The 19947-nt window shown below is 67.4% G+C and carries 19 protein-coding genes; 9 read left to right on the top strand and 10 right to left on the bottom strand.

Annotated elements, in window-relative coordinates; translation table 11 throughout:
* Positions 1-89: 89 nt before the first annotated feature.
* From QMX85_RS03845 to QMX85_RS03835, 3 genes are all read left to right on the top strand, one after another.
* Complete coding sequence (locus tag QMX85_RS03845; protein WP_282338895.1) at positions 90-1670, top strand: EAL domain-containing protein; 1581 nt, start codon at positions 90-92, stop codon at positions 1668-1670.
* A gap of 183 nt (positions 1671-1853) precedes the next feature.
* Positions 1854-2786 (top strand): rhodanese-related sulfurtransferase, encoded by a 933-nt coding sequence (locus tag QMX85_RS03840; RefSeq protein ID WP_282338894.1) that lies wholly within the window; start codon positions 1854-1856, stop codon positions 2784-2786.
* Positions 2787-2815: 29 nt separating this feature from the next.
* Positions 2816-3448: a DsbA family protein gene (locus QMX85_RS03835; protein ID WP_282338893.1), complete on the top strand. Its 633-nt coding sequence runs from the start codon at positions 2816-2818 to the stop codon at positions 3446-3448.
* A gap of 37 nt (positions 3449-3485) precedes the next feature.
* Here the strand turns inward: QMX85_RS03835 and QMX85_RS03830 are convergent, their stop codons facing one another.
* The 3 genes from QMX85_RS03830 to QMX85_RS03820 form a co-directional block, all read right to left on the bottom strand.
* Complete coding sequence (locus QMX85_RS03830) at positions 3486-4445, bottom strand: zinc-binding alcohol dehydrogenase family protein (protein WP_282338892.1); 960 nt, start codon at positions 4443-4445, stop codon at positions 3486-3488.
* An 18-nt stretch (positions 4446-4463) separates the two neighbouring features.
* Positions 4464-4637: a DUF1427 family protein gene (locus QMX85_RS03825; protein ID WP_282338891.1), complete on the bottom strand. Its 174-nt coding sequence runs from the start codon at positions 4635-4637 to the stop codon at positions 4464-4466.
* A gap of 97 nt (positions 4638-4734) precedes the next feature.
* Complete coding sequence (locus QMX85_RS03820) at positions 4735-5511, bottom strand: helix-turn-helix transcriptional regulator (protein ID WP_282338890.1); 777 nt, start codon at positions 5509-5511, stop codon at positions 4735-4737.
* 143 nt (positions 5512-5654) lie between these two features.
* Here QMX85_RS03820 and QMX85_RS03815 point away from each other — a divergent pair, with 143 nt between their 5' ends.
* On the top strand, positions 5655-6302 hold the full coding sequence (locus QMX85_RS03815) for a DUF480 domain-containing protein (protein ID WP_282338889.1): 648 nt from the start codon (positions 5655-5657) through the stop codon (positions 6300-6302).
* A gap of 337 nt (positions 6303-6639) precedes the next feature.
* Here QMX85_RS03815 and QMX85_RS03810 read toward each other — a convergent pair whose 3' ends face one another.
* The gene (locus tag QMX85_RS03810) at positions 6640-7695 is read right to left on the bottom strand and encodes a metal-dependent hydrolase (RefSeq protein WP_282338888.1); all 1056 of its coding nucleotides are present in this window, start codon (positions 7693-7695) and stop codon (positions 6640-6642) included.
* Between the two features lie 191 nt (positions 7696-7886).
* On the opposite strand from QMX85_RS03810, the gene arfB reads away from it, so the two are divergent.
* Positions 7887-8300 carry an alternative ribosome rescue aminoacyl-tRNA hydrolase ArfB gene (arfB, locus tag QMX85_RS03805; RefSeq protein WP_282338887.1) on the top strand — a complete coding sequence of 138 codons (414 nt, stop codon included), beginning with the start codon at positions 7887-7889 and terminating at the stop codon, positions 8298-8300.
* A 221-nt stretch (positions 8301-8521) separates the two neighbouring features.
* On the opposite strand, the gene QMX85_RS03800 is transcribed toward arfB, so the two are convergent.
* Positions 8522-9523: a bile acid:sodium symporter family protein gene (locus QMX85_RS03800; protein WP_282338886.1), complete on the bottom strand. Its 1002-nt coding sequence runs from the start codon at positions 9521-9523 to the stop codon at positions 8522-8524.
* A gap of 86 nt (positions 9524-9609) precedes the next feature.
* Between QMX85_RS03800 and QMX85_RS03795 the strand changes: the two genes are divergently transcribed.
* The gene (locus QMX85_RS03795) at positions 9610-10398 is read left to right on the top strand and encodes a helix-turn-helix transcriptional regulator (protein WP_282338885.1); all 789 of its coding nucleotides are present in this window, start codon (positions 9610-9612) and stop codon (positions 10396-10398) included.
* Positions 10399-10646: 248 nt separating this feature from the next.
* On the opposite strand, the gene QMX85_RS03790 is transcribed toward QMX85_RS03795, so the two are convergent.
* Positions 10647-11594, bottom strand: a complete 948-nt coding sequence (locus QMX85_RS03790; RefSeq protein ID WP_282338884.1) for a DMT family transporter — start codon at positions 11592-11594, stop codon at positions 10647-10649.
* Positions 11595-11741: 147 nt separating this feature from the next.
* Between QMX85_RS03790 and bkdR the strand changes: the two genes are divergently transcribed.
* The gene (bkdR, locus tag QMX85_RS03785) at positions 11742-12227 is read left to right on the top strand and encodes a Bkd operon transcriptional regulator BkdR (protein WP_282338883.1); all 486 of its coding nucleotides are present in this window, start codon (positions 11742-11744) and stop codon (positions 12225-12227) included.
* 21 nt (positions 12228-12248) lie between these two features.
* On the opposite strand, the gene ggpS is transcribed toward bkdR, so the two are convergent.
* The 4 genes from ggpS to QMX85_RS03765 all read right to left on the bottom strand — a co-directional run bounded on the left by ggpS (position 12249) and on the right by QMX85_RS03765 (position 17488).
* Positions 12249-14549, bottom strand: coding sequence for a glucosylglycerol-phosphate synthase (ggpS, locus tag QMX85_RS03780; protein WP_282338882.1), 2301 nt, complete (start codon positions 14547-14549; stop codon positions 12249-12251).
* A gap of 111 nt (positions 14550-14660) precedes the next feature.
* Positions 14661-15956 carry an MFS transporter gene (locus QMX85_RS03775; RefSeq protein ID WP_282338881.1) on the bottom strand — a complete coding sequence of 432 codons (1296 nt, stop codon included), beginning with the start codon at positions 15954-15956 and terminating at the stop codon, positions 14661-14663.
* Positions 15957-16181: 225 nt separating this feature from the next.
* Positions 16182-16553, bottom strand: a complete 372-nt coding sequence (locus QMX85_RS03770) for a 4a-hydroxytetrahydrobiopterin dehydratase (protein ID WP_282338880.1) — start codon at positions 16551-16553, stop codon at positions 16182-16184.
* Entirely contained in the window at positions 16550-17488 is a 939-nt protein-coding gene (locus QMX85_RS03765) for a LysR family transcriptional regulator (RefSeq protein ID WP_282338879.1), read from the bottom strand. Before QMX85_RS03765 ends, QMX85_RS03770 begins: the two co-directional genes overlap by 4 nt.
* Before the next feature lie 317 nt (positions 17489-17805).
* On the opposite strand from QMX85_RS03765, the gene QMX85_RS03760 reads away from it, so the two are divergent.
* Both QMX85_RS03760 and QMX85_RS03755 read left to right on the top strand, forming a co-directional pair.
* Positions 17806-18639, top strand: coding sequence for a MaoC family dehydratase N-terminal domain-containing protein (locus QMX85_RS03760; RefSeq protein ID WP_282338878.1), 834 nt, complete (start codon positions 17806-17808; stop codon positions 18637-18639).
* Between the two features lie 66 nt (positions 18640-18705).
* Complete coding sequence (locus QMX85_RS03755; RefSeq protein ID WP_090230183.1) at positions 18706-19869, top strand: acyl-CoA dehydrogenase family protein; 1164 nt, start codon at positions 18706-18708, stop codon at positions 19867-19869.
* Positions 19870-19947: the final 78 nt, after the last annotated feature.

Here is a 19947-nt window from a genome sequence, read left to right as displayed (position 1 = left end):
CCCGGAGCGAATCCGGGCCTTCAATCTTCCCCAGTGGTAGTCGTTCCGCTGACTACACTCCAGTCACTTGAGAACAATCGAGTGCGCCGATGCGGAAGAAAACCCTGCTTTCGTTTGCGCTGGTGGTCGGCGTTCTCGCTCTCGCCACGCCTCTCGTCGTGGCGTACTGGCTGGCGCAGCAGGACGGCCACGACGAGGCGAACGCCTACCTTGAAAGTCTGGCCCTCGATGTCCTGCGTCGCTCCGATGCCACGCGCGCGCAGATCGATATGGCGGTGCTCCTGCTTCGTTCGGGGCCGCCGCTACTGCCCTGCTCGGAGGAACAACTGGCGCGCATGCGGGTGGTCGTCGCCCGCTTTAGCTACCTGGTCGGCTTCGGCTACCTGGACGGCACCCGCCTGATGTGTTCCACCATGGCCACGTTCGAGGCACCTGTGGAGCTGGGCCCGCCTCACCGGATCAACCCGCCCCACATCTGGTCGTGGGGCGGGGTGGCGTTGCCCGGCGTGCCCGGCGCGCTCTTCAACATCAACGCGCACGACGAGTACGCAGCGATCATCGCGCCGCAGTTGGTGATCGACATCCTCGACCAGAATTCGACCCTTTCGCTGAGCCAGGTCGGCGGTCACCCGCCGCGGATGCTTCGCACGCGGGGCGTGTTCAAGCGCGAGTGGCTGGCGCACTACGATGGCAAGCCCGACGAGTTCACCGACGCCGAGCACTTCGTCGTGGTGCGTCCGTCGCATAACGGGCAAAACGAGGTTTTCGCCGCCATGACGCGCGATCAGGTCGAGGGCCTGATCAGGAGCGCCGCCTGGCGCAGGATGCCCATCGGGCTGCTGGTCGGCGTGCTGCTGGCGGCGCTGGTGTTCCTCATCGCGCGCAATCGGCTGTCGTTCAAGACGGAGTTGCAGGCGGCGCTCAAGCGCCACGAATTCTTCCTGCTCTACCAGCCGGTGATCGACCTGCGCCTAGGCCGCTGCACGGGCGCCGAAGCGCTTATCCGCTGGCATCGCAGCGACGGCGTGGTGGTCCCGCCTATGGTGTTCATTCCCGCCGCGGAAAAGAGCGGGATGATCCAGAAGATCACCGCCAGCGTCCTGCAGATGGTCGCGCGGGATGCCGCGCAGCTGCTGCGCGACAACCCGCAAACCCACATCGCGATCAATTTCTCAGCCGAGGACCTGCATTCGCCGCAGACCGAGTCGCGTCTGCAGGCATTGGTCCGCGAATGCGGCGCGACCTCGCACAACATCATCATCGAAGCCACCGAGAGCGGCCTGATGTCCCCGGAAAAGGCCCGCGGAATCCTGGCGAGGATTCGCCAGCAGGGATTCAGGGTGGCCATCGACGACTTCGGCACCGGCAATTCCAGCCTGTCCTACCTCGCCACCTACGACCTGGACTTCCTCAAGATCGACAAGAGCTTCGTGGATGACCTGGGCAACGACGCCTCAAGCACGCAGATGGCCTTTCACATCATCCAGATCGCCCGCAGCCTGAACCTGCAGATGATCGCCGAGGGCGTGGAGACCGAGCGCCAGCGCGACATCCTGCGCGATGCCGGCGTGCAGTTCGCCCAGGGCTACGTGTTCGGCAAGCCGATGCCGATGGCCGATCTCATCGAATTCATCCGCCAGCGCAACGGCGCTGCGGTCGAGCAAGCCTGACGAGTACGCGGGCGCAGACCGTCGAAAACCGTCGGGCTTTTTCGCCGGCCGGCTACACGAGCGCGACGCGGAAACGTAGACTGCGCGACCACGCCGATCCGGGCGTTTTCATCAGGCGCTTCGGGCCTTGCGTCCGTGCGCTCAGTCCGCCCTTTGCGAGGGTGACCACTGAAAGGTAATTCCATGACCGACAAGATCGTCGTCGCGGCGCTGTACAAGTTCGTCTCCCTGCCGGACTACGTCGCGCTGCGTGAACCGCTGCTGCAGACCCTGCTCGAAAACGGCATCAAGGGCACCCTGCTGCTCGCCGAGGAGGGCATCAACGGCACCGTCTCCGGCTCGCGCGCCGCCATCGACGCGCTGTTCGCCTGGTTCGCCCGCGACCCGCGCCTGGCCGACGTGGACCACAAGGAGTCTTTCTGCGAGGAGCAGCCGTTCTACCGCACCAAGGTCAAGCTGAAGAAGGAGATCGTCACCCTCGGCGTGCCGGGTGTGGACCCCAACGCCCGCGTCGGCACCTACGTCGAGGCGAAGGACTGGAACGCGCTGATCGACGACCCCGAGGTGCTGGTGATCGATACCCGCAACGACTACGAAGTGGCGATTGGCAGCTTCGAGGGCGCGGTCGATCCGCAGACCAAGTCGTTCCGCGATTTCCCCGAGTACGTCAAGGCGCACTTCGACCCGGCACAGCACAAGAAGGTGGCGATGTTCTGCACCGGCGGCATCCGCTGCGAGAAGGCCTCCAGCTACATGCTCGGCGAGGGTTTCGAGGCGGTCTATCACCTCAAGGGCGGCATTCTCAAATACCTCGAGGAAGTGCCGGAGAGCGAAACCCGCTGGCGCGGCGACTGTTTCGTCTTCGACAACCGGGTCACGGTGCGCCACGATCTCTCCGAGGGCGACTACGACCAGTGCCACGCGTGCCGCACGCCGATCTCGGTCGCGGACCGCGAATCCGAGCACTACGCGCCCGGCATCAGTTGCCCGCATTGCTGGGACACCCTGAGCGAGAAGACTCGCGCCGGCGCCCGCGAACGGCAGAAACAGATCGAACTGGCCAAGGCGCGCAACCAGCCGCACCCGCTGGGCCGCGATCCGCGCCAGGCCGACTGACGTTCCACAGACCTGATTCGGAGCTACCGATGGCCACTCGCCTGATCTACGTGATGGACCCGATGTGTTCCTGGTGCTGGGGGTTCGCCCCGGTCGTCGACGCGCTGGCGGAGCAGGCGCTGGCCGCCGGCGTGCCCACCCACCTGGTGGTTGGCGGCCTGCGCCACGAGCGCGCGGCGATGGAGCCGGCGGCGCGGGTGCGCACCCTGGGTTACTGGCAGGCGGTGAACGCCACTACCGGGCAACTGTTCAATTTCAACGAGGGCTTGCCGGACGGGTTCGTCTACGACACCGAGCCGGCCTGCCGCGCGCTGGTCGCGGCGCGCGAGCTGGACGAGGACAGCGTCTGGCCGCTGCTGGAGCTGATCCAGCGCGCCTTCTACCAGGAGGGGCGCGACGTCACCCTGCCGACGGTGCTGGTGGAGCTGGCCGAGCGTGCGGGCATTCCGCGGATCGAGTTCGCCGCGGCCTTCGACGAGCTGGAAATCCGCGAGCAGACCGCCGGCGACTTCGCCTGGGCGCAGAACCTCGGCATCGCCGGCTTCCCCACGCTGCTCGCCGAGCACGACGGGCAGATGGCGCTGCTCACCAACGGCTACCAGCCGCTGGAGCACCTGGCACCGCTGCTGACCCGCTGGCTGGAGCGCAACGTCCAGGGCTGATCCGCGCCCGGCGCGTGCCCCGGTCTGAGCGCTGGGCTCAGGGCCGCAGGATGATCTTCTCCGCGCTGCCGGCGTTCACCTCGGCGTAGGCCGCCAGGCCCTGCCCGAGGGGCATTTCGCGCAATCCCGTCGGCAGCGGCAGGCGTTCCTCGTCGAACAGGCGGCCGAACGCATCCAGCATCGCCGCGCACTGGGTGGCGTCGTAAAGCAGCGAGTTGACCCCGACCACCGAGCCACCGCGGCGATACAGCGCCAGCGCGGGCAACTGCACCTGGCCGTCAACCGGCGCGGCGATGATCGCGATGCGACCGAAATCCGCCAGTGCCGGGACCGCCGCCGGCAGCCAGAAGCCGGTGGTATCGAAGATCACTTCGGCGCCGCCAGGGAAATGCGCCTGTACCTGGGCGCCCAGGTGCTCCGGCTGCTCCAGCACGATGGCCGGGATGCCGGCGGCATTCAGGCGATCGGCCTGCTCGGGCCTGCGCACCGCGGCGAGCAGCTCGGCGCCGCGCGCCCTGGCCAGCGCCAGGGCGGCGCTGCCCACCGCGCCGTTGGCGCCGATCACCAGCAGTCGTGTACCGGCGTCGACCGCGGCGCGCTCCAGCGCGTCCCAGGCCGTGGTGTAGGGAACGCCGAGGGCGGCGGCCTGGACGAAGCTCAGCCGCTGCGGCTTGTGCGCCACGCCGCTGGCGGGCAGGGCGATGAACTGCGCGTGGCTGCCGTCGCGGGCGAAGCCGAGCGGCTTGCCGGTGCCCCATACGGCGGCGCCGAGCAGGTCGCCCGGGCCTTCCACGACCACACCGGCGAAGTCGCGGCCCGGCACGCGCGGCAGGGTGGTGTAGGGGAAGCGCCCGAGCACGTTCTTCACGTCGCTGGGGTTCAGCCCGGCGGCTTCCACGCGCACCAGCACCTCGCCTTCGGCGGGGCGGGGCGGCGGGATGTCGCGCAGTTCGAGGGCGGCGAGGTCGCCGGTGCGGGCGAATTGCAGAGCTTTCATGGGGATTCCTCTTCGGGGTCAGTGCAGCCACTGGGCGAGAAACTGGCAACCCAGCGGCAACAGGGCTTCGCCGATCTGCATGCCGAGCAGTCCGACCAGTGCAATGGCCGGCGGCGCGGGCGACTTGAAGTCGAGCAGGGCGTAGAGCGCACCGACACCCAGGCCGATGAGCAGCGAGATCAGGTAGTTCATCGAAACCTCCGGGTGGCGTGGGCGATGGCGGCCAGTCTATGCAGGCGCGCTGTCACGCTCCGGCCATAGGCTTCTGCCTATCGGCCAATCTCGCCGCTCAGTCGCCATCGCGGCGCAGGTAGTCCGATGGCGCCACGCCCAGTTCGCGGCGGAACATGTCGCTGAAGCTGCTCGGCTGATAACCCAGCGAACGCGCCACCGTGCTCACCGGCGTGCCCTGGATCAGCGCGGCGACGGCGGTGGCGAGCTGCACCTGGCGGCGCCATTCGGCGAAGCCCAGGCCGAGGCTGCGCTGGAACAGGCGGGTCAGGGTGCGCACGCTGGCGCCGGCCTGTTCGGCGTGGCGCTCGAAGGATATCTCCAGCGACGGCGCTGCCATCACCGCCTGGCACAGGCCGAGCAGGCGGCGGTCGGCGTCGTCGGGCAGTGGCACGCGCAACCAGGAATGCCGCGCGCGGCGCAGTTCGAGCAGGGCCAGGTTGGCCAGCGCCTCGTAGTAGCCGGGATCGTCCTGGCGCTCCTGCTCGACCAGCGCCAGCACCAGCTCGCGCAGCAGGCGGCTGACCTCGACGATGCGTACCTGCGGCTCCAGCGCCTCGGCCAGCGTCGGGCGCAGGTAGATGTTGCGCATCTCCAGCTCGGAGACCACGCGAATCCCGTGCGTCACCCCCGGCGGCAGCCACACCGCGCGCTGCGGCGGCACCAGCAACGCCTCGCGTTCGGTCTCCAGCCACATCACGCCGGAGATCGCGTAGAGCACCTGGCCCCAGGCGTGCTGGTGCGGCTCGATGTAGAGGCCGCGCGGATAGCTGCGCGCCAGCCCGCGCAGGGGCTTGCTGGTGCTGCTCAGATCGGGGGGCGTGGCGCGGGCCATGGCATGCTCGAGGGTGGAGGCGTCGGCATCTTAGCCAAGAACGACGGGCGCTGGCGACGCCCGCAAGGCCGTCGAAAAGCGCCTCTGCCGGAGGCCGCGAAGCCGGTAAACTTCGCCCGAACCTTCACCCGGAGAGCGCCCGCATGACCGAAGAAACGGACATCCAGCCCGTCGAACCCCTCAACGCCGCCGAAGCGCGCGTGCTCGGCAGCCTGATCGAAAAGCAGCTCACCACCCCGGAAAGCTATCCACTGACCCTCAATGCGGCGGTTCTCGCGTGCAACCAGAAGACCAGCCGCGAGCCGGTGATGGAGCTGACCCCCGGCCAGGTCGGCCAGGCTCTGCGCAGCCTCGAAGGGCGCGGGCTGGTGCGCCTGGTGATGGGCAGCCGTGCCGACCGCTGGGAGCAGCGCGCGGACAAGACCCTCGGGCTGGTCGCGCCGCAACTGGTGCTGCTCGGCCTGCTGCTGTTGCGTGGTCCGCAGACCCTCGGCGAGCTGCTCGCACGTAGCGGTCGCATGCACGATTTCGAGGATGTGGGGCAGGTCCAGCACCACCTCGAACGCCTGGCGTCACGCAAGATGGCCGTCCAGTTGCAGCGTCAGCCCGGCCAGCGCGAGGAACGTTTCATGCACCTGCTGGTGGACCCGGACGAGCTGCAGGCGATCATCGCCGCGCGTGCCGAAGGCGCTGAGTCCTCCACCGCGCGGGGTGGTCAGGCCGAACGCCTGGCCGAACTGGAAGCCCGCGTCGCCGCGCTGGAAGAGCGCCTGGCGCGGCTGGAAGGCTGATCTGGCCCTCCGGTGCGCAGAGCCACCGCGTCGGTGCGCATGGCGCACCCTACGGTGCGATGTTCCGGGGGATGCGGTCGGAATGCCCAATGCAATTCGTAGGGTGCGCCGCGCGCACCGAAGGCGGCGGTGCGCATGGCGCACCCTACGGTGCGGTGCTTCGGGCGATGCGGTCGGAATGACAATGCAATTCGTAGGGCGCGCCGCGCGCACCAAAGGCAGCGGTGCGCATGGCGCACCCTACGGTGCGGTGCTTCGGGCGATGCGGTCGGAATGCCAATGCAATTCGTAGGGTGCGCCGCGCGCACCAATACCGCAGCAGCGTGGCGCCGAAGGCTCACGCTCCAACAGGGCGACTCGTCTGCTTCAGCGTTTCCGCCCATTCGCGTAGCGGCAGAGGCGGTTGCTGCTGCCAGATGCGCGCCCACACCTGTTTCATCTGCGCCGCGCCGCCACGCTCCATCGGCAGGCGTTCGACGTAGGGGATCAGCTGCCACTGCCCGTCGCGGCGTTCCGCCAGCGGGAAGCGGAACGGATGGAAGCCGGTTATGCCCAGGCGCAGGTCGGTGACGATCAGTTGGCCGTCGATCTCGTCGTAGCGCAGCCAGTCGCCGGTGAACCATTCCAGGCGCTTTTCCTGCGACGAATCGGCCAGTACGGCGCGCAAGCCGGTGCCGCGGGCGAAGCGCTCGATCCGCGGCGGCTGGCGGTCGAACCAGCCGACCACCGCCTCGTGGTAATCCGCCCCGTCGCGCACTACGACCCGCCAGAGCAGGCTGTTGAAGGGTGTCGGCCCGCTGAACAGCGCGTCGGCGTGGATGCCCTGGCGCGCCAGTTCCTTCCCCACCGCTTGCTCGGCCATCTGCTTGCCGGCGACGGTGAATCCCAGGTACAGACTGGACAGCGCGAGCGCCAGTAGCGGCAGGCGCGGAGGCTTGTCGCGCAGGCCGTGGACCAGCCCGCCGATCACCGCCACCAGCATCGGCGCGGTATACAGCGGGTCGATGATGAACACCGTCGACCAGGCGGTCGGCGTCGGCGTGAACGGCCAGAACAGCTGGGTGCCGTAGCTGGTGAAGGCGTCCAGCAGCGGATGGGTGGCAAGCACCAGCCACAGCGTGACGAACAGCCGCCCGGCGGAATAACCGGGATGCGGGCGCCAGCGCAGCAGCAGGGTGAGCGCCAGCGCCAGGCCGGTCAGCACCAGCAGGGAATGGCTGAAACTGCGGTGGTAGGTCATTCCCGCCACCGCGTCGCCATAATCGATCACCACGTCGAGGTCCGGCAGGGTCGCCAGGGCGGCGCCGTAGAGCAGCGCCTTGCGTCCCTGCCAGCGGCCGAGCAGAGCGGCCTGTAGCGTGGCGCCGAGTACTGCCTGGGTTATTGAATCCATGGTTGCCTCGTTCGCCGATCTTGGCCGCCACGGTAATTCATCGGCGCCCGTGCGGTGGGCAACGGATCGTTGGAAAAGGTTTCCGCGAATGTCTTCGGTGTCGACGCCGGGGCGGGGTTTTGCGCGGATCGGAGGCCAGGCGTCGCGCTCTCAGGTAGGGTAGTCATCCGCTCCCACGACGAACGCCCGCCATGCTGGAAATCTCCAACGCCGTCCATTTGCCCGATGACGAGATCGAACTCACCGCGATCCGCGCCCAGGGCGCTGGCGGGCAGAACGTCAACAAGGTCTCCAGCGCCGTGCACCTGCGGTTCGACAGCCAGGCCTCGTCGTTGCCGCCGTTCTACAAGGAACGCCTGCTGGCGCTGCGCGACAGTCGCATCACCGGCGAGGGCGTGGTGGTGATCAAGGCGCAGCAGTACCGCACCCAGGAACAGAACCGCGCCGACGCCCTGCAGCGCCTGGCCGAGCTGATCCGCGACGCCGGCAAGGTGGAGAAGAAGCGCCGCCCGACCAAGCCCACCCTCGGCTCGAAGAGGCGCCGCCTGGAGGGCAAGGCCAAACGCGGCGTGATCAAGGCCGGGCGCGGACGGGTGGATGTGTGATTCGGCGTAGTCGCGGGTCCGACCGCCGGCGCACAGCAATCCAGCAGACGCTCCGGCCGCCCCTGCAGGGTGATGAGGTTCTTTTCATCCACCGTTGCAGCGGCGCTGAATCCGTTGCGCCGCCGGTGGATCGATAAAGCGCGATCCACCCTACGCACGCTTCGGGCAAGCCTGTCCTTCCAGGAACGAGCCTGCTCGCAATCAGCGCCCTTGAAGAGCTTCTACAGGGGGGCGTTGGCGGGTTTGGTTTCCATGGCCGGGGTTTCGGAGCGTCGGGCGTAACGTTGCGCGAGCACCGCGCAGACCATCAGCTGGATCTGGTGGAACAGCATCACCGGCAGGATGATCGCGCCCACCGCGCTGCTGGCGAACAGGACGTTGGCCATCGGCACGCCACTCGCCAGGCTCTTCTTCGAGCCGCAGAAGACGATGGTGATCTCGTCCTCCTTGGAGAAGCCGAGCTTGCGCGCGAGCAGCGTGGTCATGCCCAGCGACAGGGCCAGCAGGATGCAGCAGCACACCAGCAGGCCGGCCAGCGCGGGCAGCGGAATCGACTGCCAGAGCCCCTGGATGACCGCCTCGCTGAACGCGGTGTAGACCACCAGCAGGATCGAGCCTTGGTCGAAGAACTTCAGCGAACCCTTGTGCGCATCCACCCAGCGGCCGATCCAGCGACGGGCCAGCTGGCCGGCGACGAAGGGCACGAACAGCTGCAGGACGATCTTGCCGATGGCGTCGAGGCCGCCGTTGCTGCCCTGTACACCGAGCATCAGTTGCACCAGCAGCGGGGTGAGGAAGATGCCGATCATGGTCGAGGCCGAGGCGCTGCACACCGCCGCCGGGATGTTTCCGCGCGCCAGCGAGGTGAAGGCGATGGCCGACTGCACGGTGGCCGGCAGCGCGCAGAGGAACAGGATGCCGAGGTACAGCTGCGGCGTGACCAGCGGCGATAGCAGCGGTTTCAGCGCCAGGCCGAGCAGCGGGAAGAGCACGAAGGTGCAGCACAGCACCAGCAGGTGCAGGCGCCAGTGCAGGAAGCCGGCGAGCACCGCCTCGCGCGATAGCTTGGCGCCGTGGAGGAAGAACAACATGCCGATGGCGAAGGTGGTCGCCCAGTGGAACACCTCGGCGACGGAACCGCTGCACGGCAGCAGGCTGGCGGTGATCACCGTAGCGATCAGGGCGAGGGTGAGGTTGTCGGGCAGCAGGCGAGGACGGGCCATGGAAACTCTCGGCGGTGGCGTGGGGTGATCAGGTCTGCGACTCTACCCCTCGGGGAAACTTCCGACTAACGCTAGAAAGCCAGAATATGCCGCCAAACGGACATTCCATTGTTCCGCGTGAGATTCCACAGCTGGACCGGCTGCCGCGACCGGTCTATGCGCGGGTGGAATCCCTCGGCAGCGATTCCTGGTCGGCGCCGCACAGCCACCCCTGGGTGCAGTTTTCCTATGCGATCCAGGGCGTGCTCGGCGTGCACACCGCCGAGGGCAGCTACGTGGCGCCGCCGCAGCGGGCGATCTGGGTCCCGGCCGGGCTGCAGCATCAGGTCGGCAGCAACGCCCGCGCGGAGATGCGCAGCCTCTACATCGAACAATCGGCGGCGCCCTGGATGCCGGCGCGCTGCCAGGTGGTGGAGGTCTCGCCGCTGACCCGCGAGCTGATCCGCAGCTTCACCGCACTGCCCACCGAATATGCCGAGGAGGGCGCCGACGGCCGCCTGGTGCAGGTGCTGCTGGACCAGTTGCGCCAGGCCGAGGAGGTCAGCCTGTCGTTGCCGCTGCCGGTGGACGAGCGCCTGCGGGTGCTCTGCGAGAGCCTCCAGGCGGACCCGGCCGACGGGCGCGACCTCGGCTACTGGGCGGCGCGCATCGGCGTGTCGGAAAAGACCCTGTCGCGGATCTTCCTGCGTGAGACCGGGCTGTCGTTCCGCGCCTGGCGCCAGCGTCTGCGCCTGCTGCACGCGCTGGCGCCGCTGGAGAACGGCGAGCGGGTCACCGATGTCGCCCTGAGCTGCGGCTATGAATCCACCTCGGCCTTCATCACCGCGTTCCGCCAGCATTTCGGCTGCACGCCGGGGGAATTCTTCAACGTTTGATCCCGGCCGGTAGTCATGAAGTTGACGCCGGTAACGTGACTTAGCGCGTGCCATAGGCGGAGCGCTCGGTAGAATCCGCGATTTTCCGCGTGGCCGGTCCGCCCACCTGGAGAGAGCGTGCCCATTCCGATCATTTTCGACACCGATCCCGGTATCGACGACGCCCAGGCACTTGGCCGGCGGCCGCCTCGGCGAGAATCGCGGCGATCTGCTCGTCGCTGAAACGCGGTTTGCGCATGGCTTCACCCTCAGCGTGCGCCGTCGGCGCGCGGCGCGACGGTCACCAGCAGGATGCCGCCGACGATCGCCAGCACGCCGGCGAGCAGCGTCAGGCTGAGGCTTTCGTCCAGGAAGATCACCGCCATGATCAGGCCGACCACCGGCACGCCGAGCATCGCCGAGGACATGCTGGTGGTGGACAGCCACATGCTCGCCGCATTCACCGCGCAGAAGCAGAAGGCCGTCGCCAGCGGGCCGACGAACAACGCCACCTGCCAGAACGTGCGCGATCCATCGCCGCTGAACGGCCCCTCGACGATCCAGGCGATCGCCAGCAGCGGCACGCCCGCCGTGAGCATCTGCCAGGGCGCCAGTTGGTAAGCGCTGGCGCTGCCCTTCGAATGGCGCAGGTGAAGGATGCACAGCGCCCAGCAGAACGAGGCGGCGAGCAGCATCAGGTTGGCCTTCACCAGGCGGCCGTCGCTCCAGTCCAGCGCCAGCGGGTTGAACAACACGGCGACGCCCAGCACGCCGAGCAGGGTGCCGGCCAGTTGGCGGGGGGAAAGCCGTTCGCGGAAGAACAGGATCGCCGCCGGCGTCACCCACAGCGGCGTGGTGTAGGCGAGCACCGCCGAGCGCCCGGCCGGGATGTCGAGCATCGCGATGGCGCCGAGCACGGTGAAGGCGAGCATCTGCAGCAGCCCGACGCTGGCGATCAGCGGCAGGTCGCGGCGCCGCGGTAGGCGCAGGGTGCCCGTGACGATCTGCACGACGAACAGGCACAGGCAGCCGAGGACGAAGCGGGTGGCCGAGAGCCAGATCGGCGTGACGTGCGCCAGGCCGGTCTTCATCACCGGCCAGTTCGCGCCCCAGATCAGGATCGCCACCAGAAGCAGGGCGATGCCCTGAGTGCGGGTGGAGAGCAGCGAACGGCGCGCGTCCGGGGCGGCGGTGCGGGCGTTGCGAGAGTGGGCCATGGATATCCTCCAGCGCGGCTAGGATTGGCGTGGCTGGAGAAAACTTTATTACTCCATGAGGGGAGATTTTTTCTAAAGTTCATTGCGTTTAGGGTGTTTTGAAGATATTCAATCTACAAAATATTATTTGCGGAGAATATCTCTCTCATGCGCCAGCTCGACCGTACCGACATCGGCATTCTCAACCGTCTCCAGGAGAACGCCCGCATCACCAATGCCGAGCTGGCCCGCTCGGTGAACCTGTCGGCAACGCCGTGCTTCAACCGGGTCAAGGCCATGGAGGAACTCGGCCTGATCCGCCAGCAGGTGACGCTGCTGGCGCCGGACCTGCTCGGGCTGCACGTCAACGTGTTCATCCACGTCAGCCTGGAGAAACAGGTGGAGGACGCGCTGCAGCGTTTCGAGCAGGCGATCGCCGAGCGGCCGGAGGTGATGGAGTGCTACCTGATGACCGGCGACGCCGACTATCTGTTGCGGGTGCTGGTGCCGACCATCCAGGCGCTGGAGCGCTTCATCCTCGATCACCTGACCAAGGTGCCGGGCGTGGCCAACATCCGCTCGAGCTTCGCGCTCAAGCAGGTGCTGTACAAGACCGCGCTGCCGTTGCCGGCGAACGGTCTGACCCTGGACTGACGCCCGCTGCGGCGCTTCGTGTCAGGCGCGTTTGCCGGCGACACTCAGGCCGGCGCTGGCAACGCGTCTCAGCGCGGCTTCCAGCTGTTCCGCCGGCTCCGGCTCCACCGCCTGGAGGAATTCCTCGCCCCAGCGGTGGATATCGTTGTAGCTGACCACGTCGAACAGTTCGCGCAGGCGCGCCTGCGCCTCGGCCTTCGGCAGGTTCAGCGCCAGGTAGCAGGTGCTGGCGAGGTCGGCCGGGTCATGCGGGTTGGTGAGCAGCGCGCCCTTCAGTTCCGCGGCGGCACCGGCGAATTCCGAAAGTACCAGCACGCCGCAACCGTCGAGCACGCCCTGGGTGGCGACGAACTCCTTGGCCACCAGGTTCAGGCCGTCCCGCAGTGGGGTGATCCACATGACGTCGGCCATCGCGTACCAGGCCACCACGTCCTCGAACGGCAACGCGCGGAAGTAGAACTGCAGCGGCGTCCAGCCGACCTTGGCGAAGCCGCCGTTGATCCGTCCGACCACCTGTTCGATCTGCGTCTGCAGTTCGTCGTAGATGGTCATCTCGCGCGCCGCGGGGACGCAGATGCAGGCCAGGGTGACCTTGCCGTGCAGTTCGGGGTGCGCGCCGAGCATGCGTTCGTAGGCCAGCAGTTTTTCCAGAGTGCCCTTGGTGTAGTCGAGGCGTTCCACCGAGAGGATCAGCTTCACCCCGGACAGTTCGCTGCGCAGTTGCGCCATCTGCAGGCGGGTCTTTTCCTGGGCGAGGATGCCGCGCACGCGCTCGACGTCGAGGCCGACCGGATGAGCGCCGAGCTTGACGACGCGGGTGCCGGTGTCCACCGCGGTGGTCATCCGCTCCAGGCCGACCGCGCAGCCGTAGGTCAGGAAGCGCGGCGCGCAGTTCTGCCGGCTGACGGTACGCAAGGGCGTCACGCCGCGGGCGACGTCGACGAAATTCTCCACCTGGCGCGGAATGTGGAAGGCCACGTAGTCGCATTGCAGCAGGCTGCCGACGATCTGCCGGCGCCATGGTAGTACGTTGAACACGTCCGCCGAGGGGAAGTAGGTGTGGTGGAAGAAGGCGATCACCAGGTCCGGGCGCAGCTCGCGCAGGTACGCCGGCACCATCCACAGGTTGTAGTCGTGCAGCCAGACGGTGGCGCCGACCGCCGCTTCGCGGGCGGTGTGCTCGGCGAAGGCGCGGTTCACGTCCAGGTACACCTGCCAGTCGTCCTCGCGGAAGACCGCGCGCTCCCAGAAGGTGTGCAGGGTCGGCCAGAAGGCTTCCTTGGAGAAGCGCTTGTAGAAGATGTCGACCTGCTCCTTGCTCAGCCCGACACGGGTCGCGGTCAGCCGCGGGTAATGCTCGGCGTCCACCGTGGTGTGCCGCTCGAAGGGTTCGTCACCTTCTTCGTTGACCGCCCAGGCGACCCAGGACCCCTTGCGCCCGTCGGCGAAGAAACTCAGCAGGGTCGGGATGATGCCGTTCGGCGAGCCGGGTCGGCGGCGCTGGATGTGGCCGTTGACCTTGTGCTCTTCGTAGGGCAGCCGGTGATAGACGATCACCAGTTCGGCCTGGCCCGGCTGTGCTGCCTCACGGCGTTCGGCGGCGATGCCGTGCTGGCCGAGAAAACCGAAATGGGCGAAGGCCTGGAGGATGCCGCCGCAGCCGGGGCGGGTGGCATGCAGGGTACGCGTGCAGGTCTGCGTGGCTTCCAGCAGCGCCGGCTCCGAGGCACCGACGCAGACGCCCTTGAGCCCGCAGCTGAGCATCGACAGGTCGTTCAGCGTATCGCCGGCGACCAGCACCTGGTCGCGGTCGATGCCCAGGTGGTCGGCCAGCTTGAGCAGGCTGCTGCCCTTGTTGACGCCGCGGGGGAGAAAGTCGAGGTAGAGGTCGGCCGAATACAGCAGGTCGCAATCCAGCGCCTCGGCGATGGCCTTCAGGGCCGGGTCGGCGGCACGTTCGGGCGCGCAGAAGTACGAGCAGCGCCGCGCCTGCGGCACGTCCTGGCGCTCCATGTCGGGAAACCCGGCGAGCGCCTGGGCAACCTGCGACTCACCCGGCCAGAGGGCGTCGATGTCGCTCTGCAGCGGCTGGATCGGTTGCAGGGTTTCGCCGTTGTAGAGGCTCGCGCCGACATCCGAGACGATGTAGTCCGGGTGCGGCAGCGTCGGGTCGGCGAGCAGCGGCAGCACCGCTTCCAGGCTGCGCCCGGTGACGTAGGCGAGGCGGATTTCAGGGTGTGCGGCGATGGTCTGGTAGAGGCTCAGGCGGTCTTCCGGATCGCCGGCGAGAAAGGTTCCATCGAGGTCGGTGGCAAGTAGCATGCGCAGTCTCCTTGTGCGGGTGCCCGTCCGGCTTGGACGGGCTGACTGGCTGTTTGGGATAGGCTCCGGGCCTTGCCGAAACAGCCGGGTGGCGTCGTCGAGCGACGTGAATCAGTGCGCTCCTCCTTCGTTGACAGGGTGATCGGCCGAGGCCGGCTCCGTGGGGGAGGGCGAGCCTTGCTCGTCGGCCGCGGGCGCGTCGGGCATCAGCTCGAGCACGCTGTGGCTGGTGCGCAGCATCGGCATGAAGTGTCCGGCCGGTTCGCTGACCAGGTCGCTGACGTGGCGCAGCCGGTACAGCGCATAAGCGCCGAGCAGTGCCAGGGTGAAGGCGAAGTAGAGCGGCATCGCCGTCGCGCCGAAGTGCTGCATCAGCGCTCCGGCGAGCAACGGGCCGCAGGCCGAACCGGCGCCGTTGAGCATCAGCAGGCCGCTGGATCCGGCGAGGATTTCATCGGCCTGCAACTGGTCGATCATCTGTGCCACGGCAATCGGGTAGATGGCGAACGACAGGCCGCCCCAGACGAACATCGCGCCGAGCAGCAGCGGGCCGGCCGGCAGCAGGGCGATCAGCAGCGCCATCCCTACCGCCAGGGCGACCACCCAGGTCAGCACCAGGCGGCGGTCGTGACGGTCGGAAAAACGCCCGATCGGCCATTGCAGCAATGCGCCGCCGAGGATGGTGCTGGTCATCAACAGGCCGACGCCGCGGGCATCGAAACCCTGCAGGTTGGCGTACACCGGGGCCATGCCCCAGAACGCGCCGAGGGCCAGCCCGGACAACCCGGCGGCGGCCACCGACAGCGGCGCGACACGCGCCAGGTGACGCAGGTCGGCGCTTGGCTGGTCGGGCACGCTCGGCTGGGCCTGGCGAGTCAGCGCCACCGGCATCAGCGCGCAGCAGATCAGGATCGCGGCGAGGGCGAAGAGGGTGAAGCCCAGCGGGCTGTCGAACGCCAGCAGTTGCTGCGCCAGCGCCAGGGCGCCGAGGTTGACGACCATGTAGATGGCGAACACCCGGCCGCGCTCGCTGGCGGCGGTCTGCGCGTTGAGCCAGCTCTCGATGACGGTGTACAGGGTGACCAGGGCGATGCCGTAGATCACCCGCAGACCGAGCCACACCCAGGCATCGACGATGACCACGTGAAGCAGCGCGGTGCTGGCGGCGAGTGCGGCGCAAAAGGCGAACGCACGGATATGCCCGACGCGGCGGATCAGCGGGCTGGCGATCCAGATACCGAGGAAGAAACCCACGAAGTAGCCGGACATCACCTGTCCGAGCACAGCGGGGGAAAACCCTTCCGCAGAACCACGCAGAGTCAACAAAGTGTTCAGCAGACCATTGCCAAGCAGAAGCAGGGCCACTCCGCTCAGCAACGCGCTGATGGGAAGAAGCAATGACCGCATAGGGCGCACACCCTAACAAACTGACTCGTCATGGCAAGCACAAATCGCGCCACTGCTTAGCTTGCTAAGCAGCTATCCACTTGATCTGTAACAGTTAATTTTTTTCGTCAGATCGCGGAATGGGGCTGTTCATAGCGATTTGCCGCCACGCAAGCGGGCCTGTCGGATGGCGATGGTCGATTGAAGGGCAGGCTGTGCCCATTCGATCCGCAGGCGATCCTCGCGTCAGGGCGAGGGTGCTGGGGACGGGCCGCCGAGCCGGGCGAACGCCTCGTCGCAACGCGCCGCCAGGATGAAGTCGTTGCGGTGTACGTCGTGGATCTTGTGGGTCCACCAGTTGACCCGCACCTTGCCCCACTCGACCCGCAGCGCCGGATGATGGTTTTCCTCCTCAGCCAGTTCGCCGATGGCATTGGCGAAGGCCAGCGCCGCCTTGAAGTCGGCGAAGGCGAAGCCGCGCTCCAGTTGCCGCACACCGTCGCGAGTCACCAGGGACCAGCACGGAAGCTGTGCATGCAGGGCCGAAATCGCCTGCTCGTCGAGGGCTGGCGCATCGGCGCGGCAGGCTTCGCAGGGGAGTTTTCCGAGGTCGTTCATGGTTGCTCCGTGATCAGGTTGTCCGCGGTTTCGGACACCGGCGGCAGCGCAACGTCCGGGCGCAGGGTGGCGATCAGGGCGCGCACGCTACCCGGCAGCGCCTCCAGCTCGCGCACCAGGATGCTGCGTTCGCGCATGGCCCAGGGTTCGTCCAGCTCCACCGTAGCCAGCTGCATGGTGCGGCTGTGCCGGCGCGCCGCCGATTCGGGAATGATGCCGATGCCGACGCCGGCCTCGACCATCCGACAGATCGCCTCGAAGCTGGACATCTGGATGCGCAGCGAAAGGGTTTCGCCGAGGCGCTCGACGTGGTCGCGGAGGAAGCTGAGCAGGGTGCTGCCGTCGTGCAGGCCGATGTGCTGGTAGGCGAGCGTCTGGCGCAGGGTGACGCGCTGCTCGCTGGCCAGCGGATGGCCCAGCGGCACCGCCAGCACCAGATGGTCGGTGCTGAAATGCAGCACCTGCAGCCCGGTCGCTTCCACCGGCCCGGCGATGATCCCGAGATCGGCGGCGCCGTCGAGCACGCCGCGGACGATGTCGCGGCTGAGTTTTTCCTGCAGGTCCACCGTGACCGCCGGGCGCTCGGCGAGGAAGTGCGCCAGCACCTCGGGAAGGAATTCGGTCACCGCCGTGGTGTTGGCGTAGATGCGGATGTGCCCGGCGGTTTCGGTGCCGTTACTGGCGAACTCGCTCTTCAGGTAATCGACCTGGCGCATGATCAGACGCGCGTGCTGCAGCAGGCGTTCGCCCGCCGGTGTCAGCTCGACGCCACGGCTGTCGCGATAGAGCAGGCGGCTGCCGAGCTGGCCTTCGAGGGCCTTGATCCGCGCGCTGGCCGCGGCCGGCGAAAGAAACGCGCGGCGCGCGCCCTGGGTCAGGCTGGGCGATTCGGCGATGTGGATGAACAGCCGCAGGTCGGCCAGATCGAAATGCATGCGCTGTTTCCCCTCGTAGAACGCAAGGTCGAGTACTCGCGAATTGACAACAGTCCGTAGGGAGGGCTTTAGCTCACCGTTGCCCGCCCTGCGGTAAATCGGTAGCCCACTGGTTCTGTTCGTAGGGTGGGCTTCAGCCCACGCGGTAAGTCGCGGGCGAGTATTGGTGGGCTGAAGCCCACCCTACGGTGTGTGCCGCTCAAACGCAGCACTGCGTTCAGCATAACCGAACGCTGGTATACGTAATTGCAAATTCTCAGAACGCCGGTCGCGCAGCATGATCCGCCCACAACAATAACCGCTGCGGAAATTCACCCATGAGCGATTCTGCTTTCAGTGCCTGGATCGGGCGTACCGAGGAGGCTCACGATCAGTTGAGCCGCAACCTGCTCAAGCGCATCGCCGCCACCTTCGACGAGCCGACGCCGGCCCACGGCGAGGCGCTGCCGCCGCTGTGGCAGTGGTGCTTCTTCCAGGAGCCGATCGCCGAAAGCGGTCTCGGCGGTGATGGCCATCCGGCACGTGGCGGCTTCCTGCCGCCGGCCGACAACCGCAACCGCATGTGGGCCGGCGGGCGTCTTGAGTTTCACGAGCCGCTGTGTGCCGGCGGCGAAGCCGGGCGCGTATCGACAATCACCCACATTGAGGAAAAGCACGGCCGTACCGGCGCGCTGCTGTTCGTCACCGTGCGCCATGATTACTCGCAGGATGGCCGCCTGGCGATCCGCGAGGAGCAGGACATCGTCTACCGCGAACCGACGCCCCCGAAGACGGCCAGCGGCGAGTTGCCGTCGGCGGGCGACTGGAGCGAATCGGTGGAGCCGACGCCGACCCTGCTGTTCCGCTACTCGGCGGTGACCTTCAACGGCCATCGCATCCACTACGACTTCCCCTACGTGACCGGCACCGAGGGCTACTCCGGCCTGGTGGTGCACGGCCCGATGATCGCCACCCTGAACCTACGCGCGTTCTGCCGCGCCAACCCGCAGGCGCGCCTGCGCCGCTTCGCCTACCGCGGCGTGCGTCCGCTGATCGCGCCGCAGCCGTTCGAGGTCGGCGGGCGCATCGTCGCGCCGGGCAAGGCCGAGCTGTGGGCCGGCAACGCCGGTGGCATCGCGCAGAGCGCGGAAGTGGAATTCGACCCGGCGTAATCCGTCCCCCATGACGACGCCCCATCCGATCGGCGCCGGTGCGCCCGACAAGAACAAGAGGACGCTATGAAGACCTACGACCAGGACGAACTGAATGCCATCCGTGACGGCGTGCGCGCGCTCTGCGCCGAGTTCCCCGCCGAGTACTGGCGCAAGATCGACGAGGAAAAGGGCTTTCCCGAAGCTTTCGTCAAGGCGCTGACCGAGGCCGGCTGGCTCTCGGCGATGATTCCCGAGGAATACGGCGGCTCCGGTCTCGGCCTGGCCGAGGCCTCGGTGATCCTCGAGGAGGTGAACCACTGCGGTGGCAACTCCGGCACCGTACACGGGCAGATGTACAACATGTTCACCCTGCTGCGACACGGCAGCGAGGAGCAGAAGCGCTACTACCTGCCGAAGCTGGCCAGCGGCGAGTTGCGCCTGCAGTCGATGGGCGTCACCGAACCCACCACCGGCACCGACACCACCAAGATCAAGACCACCGCGGTGCGCCAGGGCGACAAGTACGTGATCAACGGGCAGAAAGTGTGGATCTCGCGCATCCAGCATTCCGACCTGATGATCCTGCTGGCGCGCACCACGCCGCTGGCCGAGGTGAAGAAGAAGTCCGAGGGCATGTCGATCTTCCTGGTCGACCTGCGCGAAGCCATCGGCCACGGCCTGACCGTGCAGCCCATCGCCAACATGGTCAACCACGAGACCAACGAGCTGTTCTTCGACAACCTGGAGATTCCCGCCAGCAGCCTGATCGGCGAAGAGGGCAAGGGCTTCAAGTACATCCTCGACGGGCTCAACGCCGAGCGCACGCTGATCGCCGCCGAGTGCATCGGCGACGGTCGCTGGTTCATCGAGAAGGCCAGCGCCTACGCCCGCGACCGCGTGGTGTTCGGCCGGCCGATCGGGCAGAACCAGGGCGTGCAGTTCCCCATCGCCGAGGCGCACATCGAGATCGAGGCCGCCGACCTGATGCGCTGGCGCGCCTGCGCCGAATACGACAGCGGCATCAATGCCGGGGCGGCGGCCAACATGGCCAAGTACCTGGCGGCCAAGGCCAGCTGGGAAGCGGCGAACGCCTGCCTGCAGACCCATGGCGGTTTCGGCTTCGCCAACGAGTACGACGTCGAGCGCAAATTCCGCGAGACGCGCCTGTACCAGGTGGCGCCGATCTCCACCAACCTGATCCTGTCCTACGTGGCCGAGCATCTGCTCGAACTGCCGCGTTCGTTCTGACCTGGGGCGGTGGGCTGAAGATCGGTGGGCTGAAGCCCACCCTACGCCGGACCCCCTTTGTAGGGTGGGCTGCAGCCC

The organism is Pseudomonas sp. PS02288, assembly GCF_029959715.1.
GTDB lineage: Bacteria > Pseudomonadota > Gammaproteobacteria > Pseudomonadales > Pseudomonadaceae > Pseudomonas_O > Pseudomonas_O kuykendallii.
The sequence above is the reverse complement of the archived record's forward strand: the minus strand, read 5'-3'. Positions and strand labels throughout refer to the sequence as shown.